The organism is Mesorhizobium delmotii, assembly GCF_900149755.1.
GTDB lineage: Bacteria > Pseudomonadota > Alphaproteobacteria > Rhizobiales > Rhizobiaceae > Mesorhizobium > Mesorhizobium delmotii.
The window spans coordinates 1,016,733-1,035,722 of sequence record NZ_FUIG01000013.1 but is presented as its reverse complement, the minus strand read 5'-3'; the positions used below and the strand labels follow the sequence as shown (position 1 = coordinate 1,035,722).

The 18,990-nt window shown below is 62.1% G+C and carries 13 protein-coding genes and 1 tRNA gene; 5 read left to right on the top strand and 9 right to left on the bottom strand.

What is annotated here, in order from left to right:
• Positions 1-26: 26 nt before the first annotated feature.
• Both BQ8482_RS06450 and BQ8482_RS06445 read right to left on the bottom strand, forming a co-directional pair.
• Positions 27-1,007, bottom strand: coding sequence for an ABC transporter substrate-binding protein (locus tag BQ8482_RS06450; protein ID WP_123146714.1), 981 nt, complete (start codon positions 1,005-1,007; stop codon positions 27-29).
• Between the two features lie 466 nt (positions 1,008-1,473).
• The gene (locus BQ8482_RS06445) at positions 1,474-2,379 is read right to left on the bottom strand and encodes a sugar-binding transcriptional regulator (RefSeq protein WP_123146713.1); all 906 of its coding nucleotides are present in this window, start codon (positions 2,377-2,379) and stop codon (positions 1,474-1,476) included.
• A 282-nt stretch (positions 2,380-2,661) separates the two neighbouring features.
• On the opposite strand from BQ8482_RS06445, the gene BQ8482_RS06440 reads away from it, so the two are divergent.
• The 3 genes from BQ8482_RS06440 (at position 2,662) to BQ8482_RS06425 (ending at position 6,075) form a co-directional block, all read left to right on the top strand.
• Positions 2,662-3,567 carry a tagatose-bisphosphate aldolase gene (locus BQ8482_RS06440; protein ID WP_123147426.1) on the top strand — a complete coding sequence of 302 codons (906 nt, stop codon included), beginning with the start codon at positions 2,662-2,664 and terminating at the stop codon, positions 3,565-3,567.
• 16 nt (positions 3,568-3,583) lie between these two features.
• Positions 3,584-5,095 (top strand): ROK family protein, encoded by a 1,512-nt coding sequence (locus BQ8482_RS06435; protein WP_123146712.1) that lies wholly within the window; start codon positions 3,584-3,586, stop codon positions 5,093-5,095.
• Positions 5,096-5,451: 356 nt separating this feature from the next.
• A complete protein-coding gene (locus tag BQ8482_RS06425) occupies positions 5,452-6,075 on the top strand; it encodes a sulfotransferase family 2 domain-containing protein (protein WP_123146710.1) in 624 nt (207 codons plus the stop codon).
• Between the two features lie 83 nt (positions 6,076-6,158).
• Here BQ8482_RS06425 and BQ8482_RS38020 read toward each other — a convergent pair whose 3' ends face one another.
• The 3 genes from BQ8482_RS38020 to BQ8482_RS06415 form a co-directional block, all read right to left on the bottom strand.
• Positions 6,159-6,320 (bottom strand): hypothetical protein, encoded by a 162-nt coding sequence (locus BQ8482_RS38020; protein ID WP_165848440.1) that lies wholly within the window; start codon positions 6,318-6,320, stop codon positions 6,159-6,161.
• Between the two features lie 165 nt (positions 6,321-6,485).
• Positions 6,486-6,562: transfer RNA gene (locus tag BQ8482_RS06420), tRNA-His, on the bottom strand.
• A 409-nt stretch (positions 6,563-6,971) separates the two neighbouring features.
• Complete coding sequence (locus tag BQ8482_RS06415) at positions 6,972-7,421, bottom strand: phasin (protein ID WP_123146709.1); 450 nt, start codon at positions 7,419-7,421, stop codon at positions 6,972-6,974.
• Positions 7,422-7,672: 251 nt separating this feature from the next.
• Between BQ8482_RS06415 and BQ8482_RS06410 the strand changes: the two genes are divergently transcribed.
• The gene (locus tag BQ8482_RS06410; protein WP_123146708.1) at positions 7,673-11,371 is read left to right on the top strand and encodes a PAS domain S-box protein; all 3,699 of its coding nucleotides are present in this window, start codon (positions 7,673-7,675) and stop codon (positions 11,369-11,371) included.
• A 469-nt stretch (positions 11,372-11,840) separates the two neighbouring features.
• Here BQ8482_RS06410 and BQ8482_RS06405 read toward each other — a convergent pair whose 3' ends face one another.
• Entirely contained in the window at positions 11,841-13,823 is a 1,983-nt protein-coding gene (locus tag BQ8482_RS06405) for an acetoacetate--CoA ligase (RefSeq protein ID WP_123146707.1), read from the bottom strand.
• A 271-nt stretch (positions 13,824-14,094) separates the two neighbouring features.
• On the opposite strand from BQ8482_RS06405, the gene BQ8482_RS06400 reads away from it, so the two are divergent.
• Positions 14,095-15,945 carry an AsmA family protein gene (locus tag BQ8482_RS06400; RefSeq protein WP_123146706.1) on the top strand — a complete coding sequence of 617 codons (1,851 nt, stop codon included), beginning with the start codon at positions 14,095-14,097 and terminating at the stop codon, positions 15,943-15,945.
• Positions 15,946-15,993: 48 nt separating this feature from the next.
• Here BQ8482_RS06400 and BQ8482_RS06395 read toward each other — a convergent pair whose 3' ends face one another.
• The 3 genes from BQ8482_RS06395 to BQ8482_RS06385 are packed head-to-tail and all read right to left on the bottom strand — an operon-like array spanning position 15,994 to position 18,931.
• A complete protein-coding gene (locus tag BQ8482_RS06395; RefSeq protein WP_065010779.1) occupies positions 15,994-16,812 on the bottom strand; it encodes an ABC transporter permease in 819 nt (272 codons plus the stop codon).
• Positions 16,809-17,783 carry an ABC transporter permease subunit gene (locus tag BQ8482_RS06390; RefSeq protein ID WP_123146705.1) on the bottom strand — a complete coding sequence of 325 codons (975 nt, stop codon included), beginning with the start codon at positions 17,781-17,783 and terminating at the stop codon, positions 16,809-16,811. Before BQ8482_RS06390 ends, BQ8482_RS06395 begins: the two co-directional genes overlap by 4 nt.
• An 8-nt stretch (positions 17,784-17,791) precedes the next feature.
• Complete coding sequence (locus BQ8482_RS06385) at positions 17,792-18,931, bottom strand: ABC transporter ATP-binding protein (RefSeq protein ID WP_123146704.1); 1,140 nt, start codon at positions 18,929-18,931, stop codon at positions 17,792-17,794.
• Positions 18,932-18,990 lie beyond the last annotated feature (59 nt).

Sequence of the window (18,990 nt, the reverse complement as noted above, 5' to 3'; positions counted from 1 at the left end):
GCAGGCCGGAAGGAGACTGGCTGGACTTATTCGGAATAAAGGTACTTCGAGATGTTCGGGTCGGCGATGTTGGCCTTGTCCATGATCGTGAAGCCGGTGCCGATCGCAACCGGGATCGACTGGCCGGTCAGATGGGCATAGGCCGACACGACGCCGAAATAGCCGATTTCCGCGGGATGCTGGGCAATCGCTACGTCGACAAGGCCAGTGTTGATGTTGTCGACAATGCTGGTCGGCGCGTCGAACGCCACGACCTTGACGGTGCCGGTCTGCCCGGCCTGCTGGACGCCATTGGCCGCGCCAAGCGCCGAGAACAGGTTTGCGCCGAACACCCCAACGAGATCGGGATTGCGCGCGAACACAGCCTGCAGTTGCGAGGCGGCCTTGTTGGCGTCGTTGTCGTTGAACTGGGTTTCGAGAACGGTGATGCCGGGATGGTTGGCCGCCATCTCCTTCTTGAAGCCCTCTTCACGCTGGTCGGTGGTCGAAATGCCAGGCTTGACGTTCGAAACGTAGACCTTGCCCTTGTCGCCTATGGCCTTGGCCAATGCCCGCGCGGCGATCTCGCCGCCGAGAATGTTGTCGGAGGCAATATAGGACAGTGGGAAATCCGCCTCGCCGGCGCCGGTCTGGTAGACGCCGCTGCCGATGAAGGTGTCGACGGTGATCACCGGAATGCCGGCGTCATGGGCCTTGCGCAGGGGCTCGACCAATTGAACCTTGTCGGTCGGCGCGATCAGGATGGCGTCCGGCTTCTTGGCGATGACCGCGTCAAGCACGGGGACCTGCGTTACCGGATTGAAATCCGGGGCGCCCTGGAAAACCAGGGTCACGCCAAGGGCATCGGCTGCCGCCTGGGCTCCCTTGCGCATGGTGATGTAAAAGCCGTCGGTGGTAAGACCCGGAATGAGCGCAATGGTGAATTTTTTGTCCTGCGCCAAAGCGGGCGTGACCAGCGCCATAGCGCAGATGGCGAGAGCCGCCAGGGCGGCAACAATCTTCTTCATAACATCCTCCTAATGTTGGCAGATTTTGCCGTTGCGAGTTGTTCCGGCTATGTAAAGTGCTGGCGGCGAGAAACAGCTTTCGCCTGCTTGCTGTTATGGGCAGCTTTCCTCCCGAGCGCCCCCCAGTCGTTAGGTCAGCCAGTCGAAACCGACCAGCCTGATGCGCAGTCCCGTTCCTAGCCTCCGCAAGGTGCAGGGAACAGCGCCGCTCGGCGCGCATGCTTGCCTAGCCGCAAGGTTGTAACACTTTGCTGAAAGAAATTGCAACAAGGTATTTCCGGGATCGAAACGCTTTCAAACCGGACACCATCTGTCTGCTCCGCAGAGCCCCTCACGCAGACTATTGCCCCAACTCTTTGACGACACAACTGATGATTTCGCGGCGGCGGGCTCGTGATCCGCGTTTGGTGTCAATCAGTTTGGGATCGATCAGCTGTGCCGATGTCACACATCGGCGTGCCCACCATTATCGGGGCAAGAGAGCCTCGAGGATGGCCTGGGCCGTCTTCGTGTCCGTAACCAGCGCGTTGATAAGCCCGGCGCGGACGGCACCGATGATGGCCATCGCCTTCTCCGGCGAGCCGGCAACGCCGATCGACAGTGGGACGGCTCGAAGCTGGGCCGGCGACATTGCGATCATCCGGCTCTCCCCCTCCCACGGGATGAGCGTGCCTTCGGCGTCGAAGTAATGACGGATAACGTCTCCAGCCGCATGAAACAGGGCCTGCTCGCTCAGCGTGGCCGCACTCGCTTCGGGCGGATTAATGGCATGGGGCAGGCCGATGCCGACGATCGCAACGTCGGTCCGGTCCCAAAGCGCGACGCTGTCGCGGATGGCCGCATCGCCGAGGAAGACCTCACGCAATTCGGAGGACGGCAGATAGGGTGCATGGATGAAATGCGGCGTCCCGCCCAACTCTTCGGCGGCGAGCCGCACAAACTCGTTGATCTGAAAATGCGGCGCCTGCTGCTGCATACCGCCGGTGGCAGCGACGGTAAGAACGCCGGGAATGCGAGGTAGGCCTGCCTGGATCACCTCGCGAATGGCTCGCCCCCAGCCAATGGTGACCACGGAGCCGGCCGTCAGTTCCGCTTGCTTGAGCAAGGCGCCGAGCGGCGCAGCAAGGGCCGTCAGTGCACCGGCCGCCGGCGTTTCGATGACCGCCGCGTCGCGAAGTCCGAGTCCCTCGACCAATTGCGTGGTGATGCCTTCGGGCGTTGCAAGATCGAGAACCTCGATCCGCACGATGCCCTCTGCTCTCGCCCGCTGCAGGAGACGCGATATCGTCGCGGTGGAGACACCAAGCCGCCGCGCGATATCGACCTGCGACATGTCAGCCTCATAGTGCAGTTTGGCGACCGTATGCAGCATCGTCCGCGATGCGGCCGCATCTTGTGCGGGAGGGACAGCCAGCTTGCAATTCCTTTCAGCAATGTGTTACAGACCTCGACCGATGGCAGTTATCGCGCAAATTCGGCTGACTCGCAACATGGGCTCGTTTCCACGGCAAATTGCGGGCCAAGGCCAAATTTCTCGGTTCGATAGCGCATCAAAGCGGCAAATTCTCCCGCCGACAGGCAGGTAAGAACCAAACCTTTCTTGTTCCACGGATCTGCGCCCTGGTGAATGGGCGCCAACATCGGACAGAAGACCATGACAAAGATGACGACCGCAGAGTTGCGCGGCTACCAGCAGATATGCGGCCAAGACGGGGCCATCATGGCCATCGCCTGTGACCAGCGCGGCGGCATGCGAACCTTGCTTGCGGCGGACCCTGCAGAACAGGCCAAGATCACCAACGACATGCTCGGCGACACCAAGTCGGACATCACGCGATACCTCGCCAGCCAGGCATCCTGCGTGCTGCTCGACCCGCTCTGCGCGGTGCCGCGGGTTGTCGATGAAGGGGTGCTGAACCGCGATACGGCTCTGCTCATCGGCCTCGATGCCTCGGGCTTCGACGTCTCGCCCGCCGGTTACCGCCTGTCGCGCCTCGCTCCCGGCATCGGCGCGCGCCGCGTCCGCGAGCTCGGCGGCACCGGCGGCAAGATCATGGTCTATCTCAGGGCCGACAGGCCTGAGGCGAATGAGCACAATGTCGCCATTCTGCGCCAATGCATCGCCGACTTCGCGCAAGAGGACCTCCTGCTCGTCGTCGAGTTCCTGACCTATCAGCTCGAAGGGGAAAGCCTTGAAGACTATACCGCCAAGATCCCCTGGCTCGTCGAAGAGGGCACCCGGATTTCGCTGGAATGCGGGGCAAAGGTGCTCAAGCTTCCTTATCCCGGAACGCCGGAAGCCTGCGCCAGGATCAGCAGCATGGCTGGCGAGGTGCCATGGGCGGTCCTCTCCGCCGGCGTAAACCACGCAACATTCCTGGGCCAGGTCGAGACCGCGATGAGGAACGGCGCGTCAGGCGTCATCGCCGGCCGGTCGCTGTGGAAGGACTGCATCTCGCTTGACCGTGACATTCAGCGGGAAAGGCTTAAGACCATCGCAGTGTCGAGATTGCGCGAGCTTCAGGCGGTGATCGGAAACTACCGGCAGAAAGCCGCTTAGTACATGACAGGACGTCATGCCTCTTAGTTTGATGGCCATCGGAATCGATATCGGCGGCACCAATCTGCGCGCCGCCCGCATTTCCGGCACGGGCGAAATCCTCGATCGTATTTCCGAGAAGAGCGCGCCGGACCCCGAGCTCGTGCTCTCCCGGATCGCTGAAATGGTGCGCCGGCTTGATTCCCCCGAAGTTGCCGCCATCGGCATCGGCGTCCCCGGACGCGTCGATGCGCGGCTTGGCGCGGTCTTGTCCGGAGGCTATGTCAACCTTGCCTCGATCTCCCTGGCGCAACGACTGGAAAGCCTGGCGGGCAAGCCCGTGGTGATCGACAATGACTGCAACATGGCACTGATCGCGGAAATGGCTCTCGGCGCCGCCAGGGGCCATGAAAGCATCGTCATGTTCACGATCGGGACCGGCATTGGCGGTGCCGTGATCCAAGACCGGCGGATCGTCCGCGGCAAGGGGACGGCGGGGCAGCTCGGCCATATCACGGTCGACATATCAGGCGAAGCGTGCGTCTGCGGCCGGCGCGGCTGCGTTGAAACCACCAGCTCAGGCACCGCGCTTGGCCGTCACATCGCGCGGGCAGGCCTCGGTCCGGATGTTTCGGTCGATCAGCTTTTTGCCCGGGATGCGGGCGGCGATCCCTTGGCGCGCGGCATACTGGAAGCCTGGGCCGGGCCGCTGCGTGCGGCAATCGATACGACGGTTGCCATGTTCGCCCCTGACCTGGTGCTGCTCGGCGGCGGACTTGGCCTGGCGGCCCACAGGGCGCTTGCCAGGGCTCCCGCCTTGGCTCCGTGGTACCAATGCCTGGTGGAAGCGGCGCAACTGGGCGATGATGCCGGCGTCATCGGCGCCGGTCTGCAAGCGCTCGCGACGAAGGCGGCAGTCGCGCCCGTGTCCTTGCCATCTGCCCGGCTCGACCCCGGCCGGCTTGCCGTGCCCGGCCGGCGTGCCGTGCCCACCAGGCGCGCCGTGCCCAGCCGGCGCGCCGTGCTCGTCAACGGCATCCCCGCCAGCGGCAAAAGCACCGTTTCGCGCGGCATCGCCGAGCGCATGGGTTGGCCATTGCTCGCGCTCGATACGATCAAGAACCCGTTCCTCGAGGTGCTCGGCGGCGGCGATCGCGAATTCAACCGCACGCTCGGCCGCGCCAGTTACCACGCCATCTGGTCGGTCGTCGGCGAGGCTCCGGCGGGCACCATATTTGTCGTCGACGCCTGGTTCGGCTTCCAGCCGCGCCAGGTGCTCGAGGATCACCTGCGAAGGGCCGGCGTCGAGCAGACCGCCGAAATCTGGTGCCATGCTCCCGGCGGGGTTCTGGCCGAGCGCTATCGCGCACGGCTCGACCAGCGTCCCGCCGGCCATCCCGGCGCGGCCTACATCCCCGAACTGATCGAACTGGCCAACCGCGCCGAGCCGCTGCGGCGCGGACCGCTGTTTGACGTCGACACGACCAAACCGATCACGTTCGATGCCATCACGCAATGGCTGCAGGCGACGATTGCGGCTGACAGATAGGCAGCGCGGCCGCCCAACAATTCAGTGATTTAGCAAATAAAGCGATGGTACCGTTGGCTGGGATCGAACCAGCGACCTCCGGATCCACAATCCGAGAGCATCTGTTGATTTCGTTGGAGTTTTTTTACGGCATGTTGCATTTGTGTTGCGTTCAGCCGAGCAAGAGCTTTTTCCGCAGCCGCCATCTGCTCGCCATCGTCGCCCCTTGGGAACAGGTGGCTGTAAACGTCCAGCATCATGACGATCGAAGAGGAGGCGCTGTGCTGGCTGGGGCGAACTATAGGCCATGTCATGCACCACTTCTAATTTAGTGTCTTCGATGCTATCGATCGCGGTGGGATCGAGGGGCGGGAAAAATGCTGAGCCGAGAATTGGGCTGCTTGTTTATTCACATACCGAAGAATGGTGGCACCAGTATCGAAGATGCCATTTGGCCGGATCGGGTAAGCCGAACGGCTGACCAATATTGGAAGAATCCAGAACTAAACCGTCACCAGAAAGAAGGCCTGCATCATCTTACCGCCGCCCAAATCCGGTCAGAGATAGGGGCGGAGACTTTTGATCGTATGTTCAAGTTTTCCCTCGTCAGAAACCCATGGGACAAAGCCGTTTCACAGTTTCTCTACACCAAGACTTGGCGCCGTGATTTGCGCAAAATCCTTGGTCTGACCCGCTTTATGTCTTTCCGCTCGTATCTGACGGCTATCCAACGCGTCGATCATCCTCAATGGCGGGCACAACACCTGTTCATTGATGACCATGATGGAAGCTTGCTAGTTGATCACGTCGGGCGCTTTGAGCAGATCCGTGAGGAATTCACCCACGTTTCCGAGAGAATCGGGTTAGCAAACCTCGCTTTGCCGCATAGCAAGAAGTCAATTCGAAAGGCCGACTACCGCAACTACTACACGCCCGAGACAAGGAACATGGTGTGGACTATCTACAGGACTGACATAGAGCGATTTGGATACGAGTTTTAGGCAGTGCGCCAGAACTGGACGCGGGTAGGAACACCCAGGCCCGCCGCCACAGGCCATGAAGACGTGGCCGGCAACGCAGTGGGTCAAGCCGGGCACACGTCATTGCCGGGAATTCGTGAGTTGAAATACATTGCGGCGTCCTCTGGACCGCCAGCCGCTATAAAGATCGTTTCAAAGCCGTCCTGGATTGTTTTCCAAATCTCGGCGGTCTTCGCGCCGGTTTTGATCTCGATCTCCTTCCACATTCAGTTTCCCCTCTCTATCTCGCGCCCATGTCGCGTGGACCTGCCGAGTGTGACAGGGAACCCTTGGAAATCAACGGTAGCGGTTTGCAACATGACGCGACACAAAATGCCTGCAAGCGACAATTGGTCGTTTACACAACGCGTTGAGTTTATTGAGGAAATTGATGGTACCGTTGGCTGGGATCGAACCAGCGACCTCCGGATCCACAATCCGGCGCTCTAACCATCTGAGCTACAACGGCACGCTTGCCCGAGCGGGATCGAATGGACCGTTCATTCTCCGGGACCCGCTCTGTCGTTCGGCGATGCGTCCATACGGGCTATCGGAGTTTAATTCAAGGCTTTTGGCCGCGCATGACCCGAAAATCAGAATCGATTTTCGGAAAGGATCATGCGCAAAATCCAAAGCTCTACAGCGTCCTTTGCTGTAGGCAAAGATCGTCACCTTTCGCCGGGCAAAGAAAAAGGCCGGCGGGAGGAGGTGCCGACCTTTTCCTGTTACGAGCCAGCGGGAGGAGGTGCTGGCTGGTCACCCCGGAGAGCAGAGGGAGGAGGTTCCACCCGCCGGGTATTCGCTTGACCACTATATCTCACATAATCCTCTTCGAAGAAATGCGACCTTTTGTTGCATCTTCGAAATATGCGCAAATATTAGGCGGCCTTAATTTCACTCATCGCCTTCTCGAAGGCGGACTTGATCGGCTTGGAGACGTCCTCGGCCGCCTTGGAGGCGACGGCCTGGAAATCCTTTGCCTGCTCGACGGTCATCTCGACGCGCTTGCGCAGGAATGCGGTCTGCAGCTCGACGACTTCCGACAGCGACTTGGCGCCGATCAGCGCTTCGAAATGCGAAAAGCCGGCTTCGGTATTGGCGCGCAGAGCGGCGATGGTCTTGAGCGACAGATCGTTGGAAACGGTCTTGGCGGTCTCAAAGGTCGACTCCAGAGCCTTCTGGGTCTCTTCGGCGCCGGTCTTCAGCTTGGTATAGGCCTCTTTCGACTGCTCGACGCCCTTTTCGGCGAAAGCGCGGATCTGGTCGGTGGCCTTGGAAGCGTCGAAGCTCGGGAATTCGACGTTTTCAGCGGTCTTGGTCTTGGACATTTTCCATCCTTTGCAGTGGCAGCGGCTTCGACAGAAAGCCGTCTCGTTCATGTATGATGGCAATATAAAGGCAAATTTTGTGCATTGCAATATCTTTGTTGCAGCGCACCATAGAATTTCTCTCCCAGCGTTAACCACGAGGCCAGAGATTCCGGCGGTTGCACGCTATGGCTTGTGGACCTTCGCGCCGTCGGCTTTTATTAACAAAGCGTTAACCGCAAACTGCCGCTGTGTGAGGGCTCCCAAAGCGCATGCCGTCCGAAAACTACTCCTTCCTCGACGTCGCCGTGCTCGACGCGGTCCGCAAGCGCTTTGCCGCCGGCGACGCGATCGCGCTTCTGTCGGCAGACCTCGAACAGGTGATCTGGGCAAACGGACCAGGGGCAGCGGTGTTCGGCTATCCCGACATCGAGGCCATCATCGGCGCCTCGACAGGCTTGCCGCTGATCGCCAGGCGCCAGATCATGGCGACAAGCGGTTTTCCACAGATCGGCCGCGACCGCGCCATCACGGTGCGGCTGGCAACCGGCCTGACCAGCCGCGCGGTTGGCTTTCTGGCCAGCGCGGTGACAATGCCTGACGGCGAGAACGCGATTATGGTGGCGGTGCCGGCGGCGCAGACCGGCTCGCGCAGCGCCGCCGAGATCGCCGCTCGGGCCATCAGCGGCTTTACCGAAGACGGTCATTACATCGCCTTCGTCGACGCCAAGGGCAACATCGAGGCCGCTTCCGATGGTTTTTCGGCGCTCGGCATCTTGCCCGAAACGCTGGCAGCGCTTGTGGCCGATGTGGCGCACGAGAGCGACCGCATCGTCAAACGCCTCGTTCCAGGCGGCACCACTTCCTATCCGGCCGGCCTCGCCCGGCTGACGGACGAGCGGCACCTGCTGGTGGTGATCGACGAGGACCGGCTTGACTCCGAAGAAGCCTCTGCTGGCGAGCGCAGCGCGGGGATGGAAACCGCAACCGGGGCCGCGGCGGCCGTTGCCGCAGTCCGGCCAAAGGCAGAACAGGACAATGCGCCGGCAGCAGTCGCGAAGACGGATGCGGCAGAGACAGTCCCGGCAGCCGGCGAAGACACATCGGTGTCGGCGGAGCATGACGTTCCCGATTCCATCGGGCCCGATTCGACCCGGCCCGATTCGACAGGACCTGATTCAACCGAGCCTGATTCGACCGAGCAGGGTCCGGAAGCAGCCGGCGGAATGCCTCCTCAGCATGACCATTGGTATTTCAGCGCCAGCGAGGATGAGGCGCAAAAGCCGGGACCGGATGCGTCCGGACATGTCGAGGCGGATGCTTCGGCGGAAAGTTCCGCACAGGATGCCATCAGGGCCGCCTCCCCGACTGAGCGTGCCATCCCCTCGATCGACCGCGCGGCGCCGCCCCTGCGTTTCGTCTGGCGAACCGACGCCGAAGGCAGGTTCAGTGCGCTGTCGCCGGAATTCGCGGAACTCGTCGGCAAGCCTGCCGCCGATGTGATTGGCCGGCGCTTCAGGGACGTCGCGGCCACCTTCGACCTCGATGCGTCCGGCGAGATCGCCGGCCTGCTCGACCGACGCGACACCTGGTCCGGCCGCTCGGTGCTGTGGCCGGTTGCCGGCACCGATTTCAAGATACCCGTCGACCTGGCGGCGCTGCCTGTCTACGGCCGCAGCCGTGCCTTCGAGGGTTTTCGCGGCTTCGGCGTTGCTCGCACCAGCGATGCAGTGGTCGATCCCGAAGCGATCGGTATGGCGCTTGTCCCCAATGCCGAGGCCACCGCAGCCGTCGAACCGGAAGTCGCCGAAACGCCTGACGAAACCGACCCGTTCCAGGGCGAGGTGCCGGCGCTGACCATCGTGCCGAAGCCGGAGCGGCGCTTTGCCGACAAGGTGATCCGGTTGGCCGAGCACAGGCAGCCGGCCAACGACAAAGGCCTGTCGACGCTGGAACGCAGTGCATTCCGTGAGATCGGCGAGCGGCTCAAGAAGGACAATCCCCCGACCGAACAGCCCGATGCTGCAATACCGGCTGCGGCGGAACCGACCGAAACCGATGTCGAAGACGAGAACGATGTCGCAAGGCTCGACGGCGAGCAGCCGGAAGCAACCGTGTCCGGCATCTCAGGCTCGCTGCTCGATTACGCCGACCGGGACTATGTCGCCGACAACAGCGACGGTGCGCCGGTTTCGGAGCCGGACAAGGCGGCGCAAGAGGTGGTCGAACCCACCGACACGAGTGGTCGATCGACCGCCGCCGAAGACGATGACAGCATGACGGCTGCCGATTTCCGTGACGCAGAAGACAACGAGGATTGGGCGCGGCCCGATGACGACGAAGCCCGTTCGTCAACCGATGACATCGGCGATGCCGGCGACGTGGAGCCGACGCCGATCGAACCGCCACGCCTGCCGGCGCCGCCGCTCAAGCTCGAAGGCTTCGTGCCATCGGCTTTTTCGACCGCAGATGACAACAAGGCTCCGGATATCTCGATCCTCGGCAAGCTGCCGGTGCCGCTGCTCATCCATTCCGGCGACGATCTTCACTATGCGAATGAGGAATTCCTCAGCCTGACCGGCTATGACACGCTCGACGATCTGGAGGATGCCGGTGGCCTCGGCGCGCTGTTTGCCGATCCTTACGACGGCAGCGCCTCCGACGGAACCGATCACGCGTTGCGGTTGAAGACACATGACGGTCAGGAGTTCCCGATCGAGGCCATTCTGCGTTCGGTGCCGTGGCGTGGCGGCAAGGCGCTGATGCTGGTCGTGCGCCGTTCCGGCGACGACGAGGCAGCAGCTATTCCGCATGGCGCCGCCGACGACCAGACGCAGCCGGACACTTCCGAACTCAAGGCACGCATCGCCGAGATGCGCACCATCATCGACACCGCGACCGACGGCGTCGTGCTGATCGGCCGAGACGGAACGATCCGCTCGATCAGCCGCCCGGCGGAAGCGCTGTTCGGTTTCGACAGCGACGAGGTGACCGGCAAGCCCTTCGTCTCGCTGTTCGCGATCGAAAGCCAGCGCGCCGCGCGAGACTATCTCGACGGACTGTCCGAGCCCGGCGTGGCGAGCGTGCTCAACGACGGCCGCGAGGTGATCGGACGCGAGGCGCAGGGGCGCTTCATTCCGCTGTTCATGACCATCGGCAGCCTGCCCAACGACAGCGGCTTCTGCGCGGTGGTGCGCGACATCACCCAATGGAAGCGGGCCGAAGAGGACCTGACCCAGGCGCGCGCTGTGGCCGAGCGCGCCTCCTCGCAAAAGACCGACTTCCTCGCCCGCATCAGCCACGAGATCCGCACCCCGCTCAACGCCATCATCGGGTTTTCCGAGCTGATGGTCGACGAGAAATTCGGGCCGGTCGCCAATGACCGCTACCGCGACTATCTGCGCGACATCAACCGGTCGGGCAACCATGTGCTCGACTTGGTCAACGACCTGCTCGACATTTCGAAGATCGAGGCCGGCCAGCAGGAGATGGCCTATGAGGCGGTGTCGCTCAACGACACGCTGGCCGAGACAGTGGCGATGATGCAGCCGCAAGCCAACCGCGAACGTGTCATCATCCGCTCCAGCTTCGCCTCACGGCTGCCGGAAGTGGTGGCCGATCTGCGCAGCGTGCGCCAGATCGCGCTGAACATCCTGTCGAATGCCATCCGCTACACGCAGGCCGGCGGCCAGGTGATCGTATCGACAGCTTACGAGATCTCCGGCGACGTCGTGATGCGCGTGCGCGACACCGGCATCGGCATGAGCCAGTCCGAGATCGAGCAGGCGCTCAAGCCGTTCAAACAGATCAACGCGCTGAAGCGTGGGCGCGGCGACGGCACCGGCCTCGGGCTGCCGCTGACCAAGGCCATGGTCGAGGCGAACCGGGCCCGGTTCACCATCAACTCGACCCCCGGCGAGGGCACCCTGGTCGAAGTCGCTTTCCCGTCGACCCGCGTGCTCGCGGATTAGTTAAAAAGAAAGGCGTCCAACAGGACGCCTTGAATGATTGGATTGCTGTTACAACGGGGGCTTGAGCGAATTCAGATCCTCTGGGGATTTAGAGGAACGGGATTTCTCCCTCAAGTTACGCACGACTATCGATGCCGGCCCTTAACAAAACCTTACCGGCGCCGCGAAAAATTTACCAATGTGTACCACTCATGAAATCTAGGTAAATTCGAGCGAGATATTTCGTTAACCATGCTCGGCTGCCGTTTGAACGCGTGACGGTTCTCATGTCTTGGAGATTAGTTGAAGCGTCCATCGCTTCGTCATCCTGGGGTCTCCGCGACGGAGCTTCGCTCCTGCTACGCCCAGGGATGACGAAGTTGAGGAGCTTCGGCCAATCTCGAACGTTTGCGATGGTTCACTCAACGAACCATGAAATCATGGCCACAAAGCAGGCCTGCAACCTGTCAAACTCGCTCACTTCGAGGAACTAATCGGCCAGTTCCGGCAGGTCGCGGAACAGCTCGAGCGCTTCGGGATTGGCCAGCGCCTCCTTGTTCTTGACAGCGCGGCCATGCACCATGTCGCGCACCGCGAGTTCGGTGATCTTGCCCGATTTGGTGCGTGGAATGTCGGCGACGGCGACGATTTTAGCCGGCACGTGGCGGGGGCTCGCGCCGCTGCGGATTTTCGCGCGAATGCGTTTTTGCAGCTCGGCGTCGAGTTCAACGCCCGGAGCCAGCCGCACGAACAGCACAACGCGCACGTCGTTGTCGAAATCCTGGCCGATGCACAGCGCTTCCAGGATTTCCGGCATCTGCTCGACCTGATTGTAGATCTCCGCCGTGCCGATCCGCACCCCGCCCGGGTTGAGCGTCGCGTCGGAGCGGCCGTGGATGATCAGGCCGCCATGAGCGGTCCATTCGGCGAAGTCGCCGTGACACCAGACATTGTCGAAGCGCTCGAAATAGGCTGCGTGGTATTTCTTGCCTTCGGGATCGTTCCAGAAGCCGATCGGCATCGCCGGAAACGCCTTGGTGCAGACGAGTTCACCCTTCTCCTGCCTGAGCGGGTGGCCGTCGTCGTCCCAGACATCGACGGCGAGGCCGAGACCAGGCCCCTGTATCTCTCCGGTCCATACCGGTTCGGTCGGCACGCCGAGCACGAAGCAGGAGACGATGTCAGTGCCGCCGGAGATCGAGGCGAGATGCACGTCCGTCTTGATGCCATCATAGACGAAGCGGAAGTCCTCGGGCGACAGTGGCGAGCCGGTGGAGGAGATCGTGCGCACGCTGGAAAGATCATGCGTTTTGATCGGTCTGAGGCCGGCCTTGCGCACGGAATCGATGAATTTGGCCGAGGTGCCGAAATAGGTCATCTTCTCGGCGTCGGCAAAATCGAACAGCACGTTGCCGTCGGGATAGAAGGGCGACCCGTCATAAAGCAGAAGGGTTGCACCCGATGCCAGGCCGGACACCAGCCAGTTCCACATCATCCAGCCGCAGGTGGTGAAATAAAAGAAGCGGTCGCCGTCGAGCAGGCCGGCGTGGAACCGTTCTTCCTTGACATGCTGGATCAGCGTTCCGCCGGCCGAATGGACGATGCATTTGGGGATGCCGGTCGTTCCGGAAGAAAACAGGATGTAGAGCGGATGCGCGAACGGCAACCGTTCGAAGGTTACGAGCTTGGCGGCAAAGGATGAGAGCGCCTCGTCCAGCGCAGTCGCCTTCTCTATGGTCGCCGCCACATCGGTCGACGTGCCGAGATAGTCGACGATCAGGATCTTGCCGACGGTGGGAAGCTTTGCGGCAACCGCCGCGATCTTGTCGGCGACCTCGATCGCCTTGCCATTATACCAGTAACCGTCGGGCGCGATGAAAACGACAGGCTCGATCTGACCGAACCGGTCCAGCACGCCCTGTTCGCCGAAATCGGGAGAACAGGACGACCAGACGGCGCCGATCGAGGCTGTCGCCAGCATGGCCGCGACCGTCTCCGGCATGTTGGGCATCATGGCGGCGATGCGGTCGCCCTGTTTCACCCCGAGCGACAGGAAAAGCTGCTGCAGCCGCGAGGTCAGCGCATGCAGCTCATTCCAGGAGAGCCGGCGCTCGACCTTGTCCTCGCCGCGAAAGACGATGGCATCACCGAGCCCGGTTTTCTTCAACAGGTTCTCGGCGAAGTTCAGCTTCGCGTCGGGAAAGAAGGCGGCGCCGGGCATTTTCTCGCCATCGACAAGCACGCGCCCGCCGCCACTGATCCCGCCACTGGCGCCCTTGTCGCCCACGATCCCGCAAAAATCCCAGACCAGGCTCCAGAATGCCTCGCGATCGTCGATCGACCAACGATGTAGATCGGCGTAGGAGGAAAAAACCTTGCCGGTTGCGGCCGCGGCGGCCTGCATGAAGGCAGTCATCGGCGCGGCGTCGACCTGGTCTTTCGTCGGTGCCCAGAGCGGTACGTCGCCGGCCATGATCGTTCCTCCTTGAAGCACGTCACGTTTGAAGAGATTCACGCGACGCGCTTTAGACTTTTGTTTTTATGTGTGCGTTATCCCAAGACATTTTGGCGACATGCATTGGCATCGCTTATGCATATCGCGGCGCAGCAGAGCAAGATTTTGTTCGGCCGAGCGACGTGGATGTGCGCAAATGCCATCGCTGGGCCATAAAGACTTGAAATGCGTCAGCCGTGGGTTACACCCGTCGGGCGATTCTTGTCGGAACGGAAGCATACGGGGCGACATGTCATCACCTTTGATCCGGCGCGGAATATGGGCGATCGGCGTTGCCGTGCTCGTCATCGCGCTGGCCGTTGCCGCCCTTCCGCTGGTCGCCTCGACCCGCATCGTGCGCGACCGCATCGCCTGGGAAATGAGTGCATGGAGCGGTTTCAGGGTCAACATCGACGGGGCCCCGCGGATCGAGGTCTGGCCGAATTTCCGGGCCATCCTGTCCGACGTGACGCTTTCGCAATGGACAGAGAGCGACGCGCCGCCTGTGATCGAAGCCGAACGGGTCGAGGTCAATCTCTCCGCCATGGCGGCGTTGCAGGGCGATGTGGTGTTCTCGACGGCGCGGCTGATCCGGCCGACGATCAGGGTTCAACGCGCAGCACATGGATTTTTCCTGCCTGCCCTGCCTTCAGGCGGACGCATCACGCGTTCCATCGACATCGCTCGCGCCGTGGTCAGTGCCAATCCGGCCAAGCCGGACCTGAGCAAGCTGCCGGCTGATCCATTCGGCACCGTAGAGTTCAGGAACGGCCGCGTGGTGACCTCCGTCGATGGCAAGGACGCTGAGATACTGAGCAGCCTGAGCGGACAGGCGAACTGGGGTGCAATGAACAGCAATGCGACGCTGTCGGCGACCGGGATCTGGCGTGGCGAAAGCGTCGCTGTGGATGCCGCATCGTCGAACCCGCTGGTGCTGTTTGGGGGTGGTGCGGCGCCGATGACGCTTTCCTTCAAGGCGCCCCCTGCCAGTTTTTCCTTCGACGGCGTCGCCAGCATGTCCGAGAACGCCTATTTCGACGGCCAGGCGAAATTTGCCGCACCCTCGCTCAGGCGCGTGCTCGAATGGTCGCGGGCCGGCATCGCGCCGGGCGCGGCAATCGGCTCGGTTTCCGTTTCCAGCAAGGTTACGGCGACCTCCGGCCGCATTAAATTCGAAAACACCGAGATCGCTCTGGACGACAATCCGGGAATGGGTGCGCTGGACTTCTCCTTTGGCGAGGCGCGGCCGGTGATCGCCGGTACGCTCGCCTTCGAGACGCTCGACTTGCGGTCCTTTCTCTCCGCCTTCACACCCCTGGCGCCTACGAGCGGCGTTGGCCCCGGCGAAATCGACATAAGCGTCGCCGACCGGATCGACCTCGATCTCAGACTGTCGGCAGCTCAGGCCACCGCAGGCGCTATCCAGCTTGCCGACGTCGCTGCCGCCGCCCAGGTCAAGAACGGTCTTGCCGTCTTCGATATTTCCGATGCATCGGCCTTTGGCGGCAACATCCAGAGCAGTCTTCGTTTCGACCGCAAGCCGGGAGGCACGCAGGTCGAGATCAGGCTGCTCGCCTCCGACATCGACGGCGGCGCTTTTGGCACCGCAGCCGGAATGACGCGACTGGTGCCGATCGGCACGGGAACCGTTTCGGTCATCCTCAAGGGGCCGGGCAGAACCTGGGATTCCATTTTCGAAAACGCCGACGGCTCGGTTTCGGCGAAATTCGGCCAGGGCGCGTTGAGCCGGTTCAACCTGCCGGCGTTTCTCAAACACAACGAACAGGGCGGGTTCTTCGCGCTCGACGATATCTCCGACGGAACGCTGCCGATCGACGGGGCCGAACTCAAGGCGAGCATCTCGAACGGTGTAGCGAAGATCGACAAGGCCGAAGCGAATTCGGCGAAGTACAAGATCTGGCTTTCCGGCATCGCCTCCTACGCCGGGCGCGGGCTGGCGCTGTCCGGCGGCATCATTCAGGCGGACCAGCCAGCCACGCAGACAAATAACCAGGGTCCCAACCAGTCTTCGTTCTTCGTCGGCGGAACGTGGAGCACGCCGTTCATTTCGCCGATAAGCCGCGGGGTTTCCGGAAAGTAGGCAGCGAGGCTGCCGCGGTCGTCGTCAGGAGTGCTTCCTGCCGGCTTTTCACCCACGCTGCGCGGCCTGCTCGTCCCGCTGGCGCTGCACCTCGCGCCGCTTGTTGGCGAGCGAAGCGATGATGACGCCGACCGCCACAACCGCGATCAGAATGGTGCAGGCGGCGTTGATCTCCGGCGTCACACCGAGACGAACCTGGCTGTAGATCTTCATCGGCAGCGTGGTGGCGCCGGGCCCTGAGGTGAAGCTGGCGATGACCAGATCGTCGAGCGACAATGTGAACGCCAGCATCCAGCCAGACACAATCGCCGGCATGATGACCGGCAGCGTGATCTGGAAGAAGGTCTTCACCGGCGGCGCGCCAAGATCCATCGCGGCCTCTTCCAGCGAGCGGTCGAACGTGATCAAGCGCGACTGCACGACGACGGCGACGAAGCACATGGTCAGGGTGATATGGGCAAGCGTGACGGTGAGAAAGCCGCGGTCGAGACCGACGGCGACGAAGAGCAGCAGCAGCGACAGGCCGGTGATGACTTCCGGCATGACCAGCGGCGCAAACACCATGCCGGAAAACAGCATCCGGCCCTTGAAGCGCGTGTAGCGCGTCAAGGTGAGAGCCGCCAGCGTGCCCAGCACGGTCGCCACGGTGGCCGAGATGACGGCGACGCGGGCCGTTACCCAGGTGGCGTCCATGAGGCCCTGGTTATGGAACAATGAGACGTACCATTTGGTCGAGAAGCCGCCCCAGACGGTGACCAGTTTCGACTCATTGAAGGAGAAGACGACGAGCAGGACGATCGGCAGGTAAAGAAAAGCAAAGCCGAGCACGATCGAAGTGATGTTGAAGCGGCTCCAGGTCGGGTTCATTTGTCCTCCTCCTGGGCGCGGGCCTGGGCCCGCTGGAAGAGCATGATCGGCACGATCAGCAGCAACAGCAGGATGACGGCGACGGCCGACGACACCGGCCAGTCGCGATTGGCGAAGAACTCGTTCCACAGCGTCTTGCCGATCATCAGTGTCTGCGAGCCGCCAAGCAGGTCGGGAATGACGAACTCGCCGACGGCGGGAATAAACACCAGCAGGCAGCCGGCGATGACGCCGGGCAGCGACAGCGGAAAGGTGATCTTCCAAAAGGCGCTGGTCGGCGGGCAACCGAGATCCTTGGCCGCCTCGATCAGCGAATAATCCATTTTCTCGAGGGCGGAATAAAGCGGCAGCACCATGAACGGCAGATAGGAATAGACGATGCCGATGAAGATCGCCGTATAGGTGTTGAGGATGATCAGCGGCTGGCTGATGACGCCGGTGGCGAGCAGGATCTGGTTGAGCAGCCCCTCGGGCTTGAGGATGCCGATCCAGGCGTAGACGCGGATCAGGAACGAGGTCCAGAATGGCAGGATCACCAGCATCAGCAAAGTCGGGCGCAGCATCGCCGGCGCGCGGGCCATGCCATAGGCGATCGGGTAGCCGACAACCAATGTCAGCACCGTCGAGATGGCGGCGACGATGACGCTGGTCACATAGGCGTTGACGTAGAGCGCGTCCTGCGTCAGCCATGTGTAGTTGTCGATGCTGAGCTGTTTCAGCTGGGCGAAAAAACCGGCAAGGCCGTCGCCGAAGCCGAGCACCGGCGTGTAGGGCGGTATGGCGATCGCGGTCTGCGACAGCGAAATCTTGAAGACGATGACAAATGGAATGAGGAAGAAGAAGACCAGCCAGAGATACGGAATAAGGATGACAAGACGGCCAACGAAGGCCTCTCCCAGTCTGGCCAGGGCGGACTTGCCCGCGTCGGCGGCCCGAGAGCTTGTTGCAGCGGTGACAGCGGCATTCGACATGACCGCCCCTATCGCGTCAGCACAACGCCGGCGTCCGGCCTGAACGACACCCAGGCACGGTCGTTCCAGCTCAGCGGATCCTCGGTGATGCGGGCCGCGTTCATCGTGCTGGCCCGCACCACGTGGCCGTCGTCCAGCCTGACGTGATAGACGGTCATGTCGCCGAGATAGGCGATATCGTAGACCTCGCCTTCGATGGCGTTGACAGCGCCCGCCGGTCTCGTCGAGGATATCTTGATCTTCTCCGGCCTGATGGCGAAGGCGACGGCCGCGCCGGTGGCGGCATCGCCGGCATTCTCGGCCCGGATGGTGATGCCGTTGCCCGCATCGATGCTTGCCGCGCCGGGCTCGCCATGCGCAATCTTGCCTTCGAACATGTTGACGTTGCCGACAAAGCCGGCGACGAAGCGGGAGCCCGGCGCCTCGTAGACTTCCGCCGGCGTCGCTACCTGCATCACCTCGCCCTTGTCGATGATGGCGATACGGTCGGCCATGGTCATCGCCTCTTCCTGGTCGTGGGTGACGACGACGAAGGTGAGGCCGAGTGACTGCTGCAGGTCCATCAGCTCGAACTGTGTTTCCTCGCGCAGCTTCTTGTCCAGCGCGCCCAACGGCTCGTCGAGCAGCAGCACCTTCGGCCGCTTGGCGACCGAGCGGGCAAGCGCGACGCGCTGGCGCTGGCCGCCGGACAATTGGTGCGGCTTGCGCTTGGCGAACTGCTCGAGCTTGACCAGCTTCAGCATCTCTCTAACGCGCGCCGCGATCTCGGGCTTCGGCATGCCGTCCTGCTTGAGGCCGAAAGCGATATTGTTCTCGACCGTCATATGCGGGAACAACGCATAGGACTGGAACATCATGTTGACCGGCCGCCGGTATGGCGGGATGCCGCGCAAATCCTGGCCATCGAGCAGGATGCGGCCGGCGGTCGGCTCCTCGAAGCCGGCGAGCATCCGCAAAAGCGTCGATTTTCCACAGCCCGATGCCCCGAGCAGCGCAAAAAACTCGCGCTCGAATATGGTCAGCGACAAATTGTTGACGGCGGTGAAGTTACCGAACTTCTTGGTGACCTTGTCGAACTGGATGTATGGCTTGGCGTTCGGGTCGTTCCACGGCGCGAAATCCCTGCGGATGCTGCCAAGCGATTTCATATCCCACTCCGTCCTGCGTCCTATCCCCAGAAGATTTGACCCCGGCAGCACCTGCCGGG

Coding starts and splice junctions, on each gene's coding strand:
- BQ8482_RS06450 (WP_123146714.1), bottom strand. CDS start 1,007: ATGAAGAAGATTGTTGCCGCCCTGGCGGCTCTCGCCATCTGCGCTATG.
- BQ8482_RS06445 (WP_123146713.1), bottom strand. CDS start 2,379: ATGCTGCATACGGTCGCCAAACTGCACTATGAGGCTGACATGTCGCAG.
- BQ8482_RS06440 (WP_123147426.1), top strand. CDS start 2,662: ATGACAAAGATGACGACCGCAGAGTTGCGCGGCTACCAGCAGATATGC.
- BQ8482_RS06435 (WP_123146712.1), top strand. CDS start 3,584: ATGCCTCTTAGTTTGATGGCCATCGGAATCGATATCGGCGGCACCAAT.
- BQ8482_RS06425 (WP_123146710.1), top strand. CDS start 5,452: ATGCTGAGCCGAGAATTGGGCTGCTTGTTTATTCACATACCGAAGAAT.
- BQ8482_RS38020 (WP_165848440.1), bottom strand. CDS start 6,320: ATGTGGAAGGAGATCGAGATCAAAACCGGCGCGAAGACCGCCGAGATT.
- BQ8482_RS06415 (WP_123146709.1), bottom strand. CDS start 7,421: ATGTCCAAGACCAAGACCGCTGAAAACGTCGAATTCCCGAGCTTCGAC.
- BQ8482_RS06410 (WP_123146708.1), top strand. CDS start 7,673: ATGCCGTCCGAAAACTACTCCTTCCTCGACGTCGCCGTGCTCGACGCG.
- BQ8482_RS06405 (WP_123146707.1), bottom strand. CDS start 13,823: ATGGCCGGCGACGTACCGCTCTGGGCACCGACGAAAGACCAGGTCGAC.
- BQ8482_RS06400 (WP_123146706.1), top strand. CDS start 14,095: ATGTCATCACCTTTGATCCGGCGCGGAATATGGGCGATCGGCGTTGCC.
- BQ8482_RS06395 (WP_065010779.1), bottom strand. CDS start 16,812: ATGAACCCGACCTGGAGCCGCTTCAACATCACTTCGATCGTGCTCGGC.
- BQ8482_RS06390 (WP_123146705.1), bottom strand. CDS start 17,783: ATGTCGAATGCCGCTGTCACCGCTGCAACAAGCTCTCGGGCCGCCGAC.
- BQ8482_RS06385 (WP_123146704.1), bottom strand. CDS start 18,931: ATGAAATCGCTTGGCAGCATCCGCAGGGATTTCGCGCCGTGGAACGAC.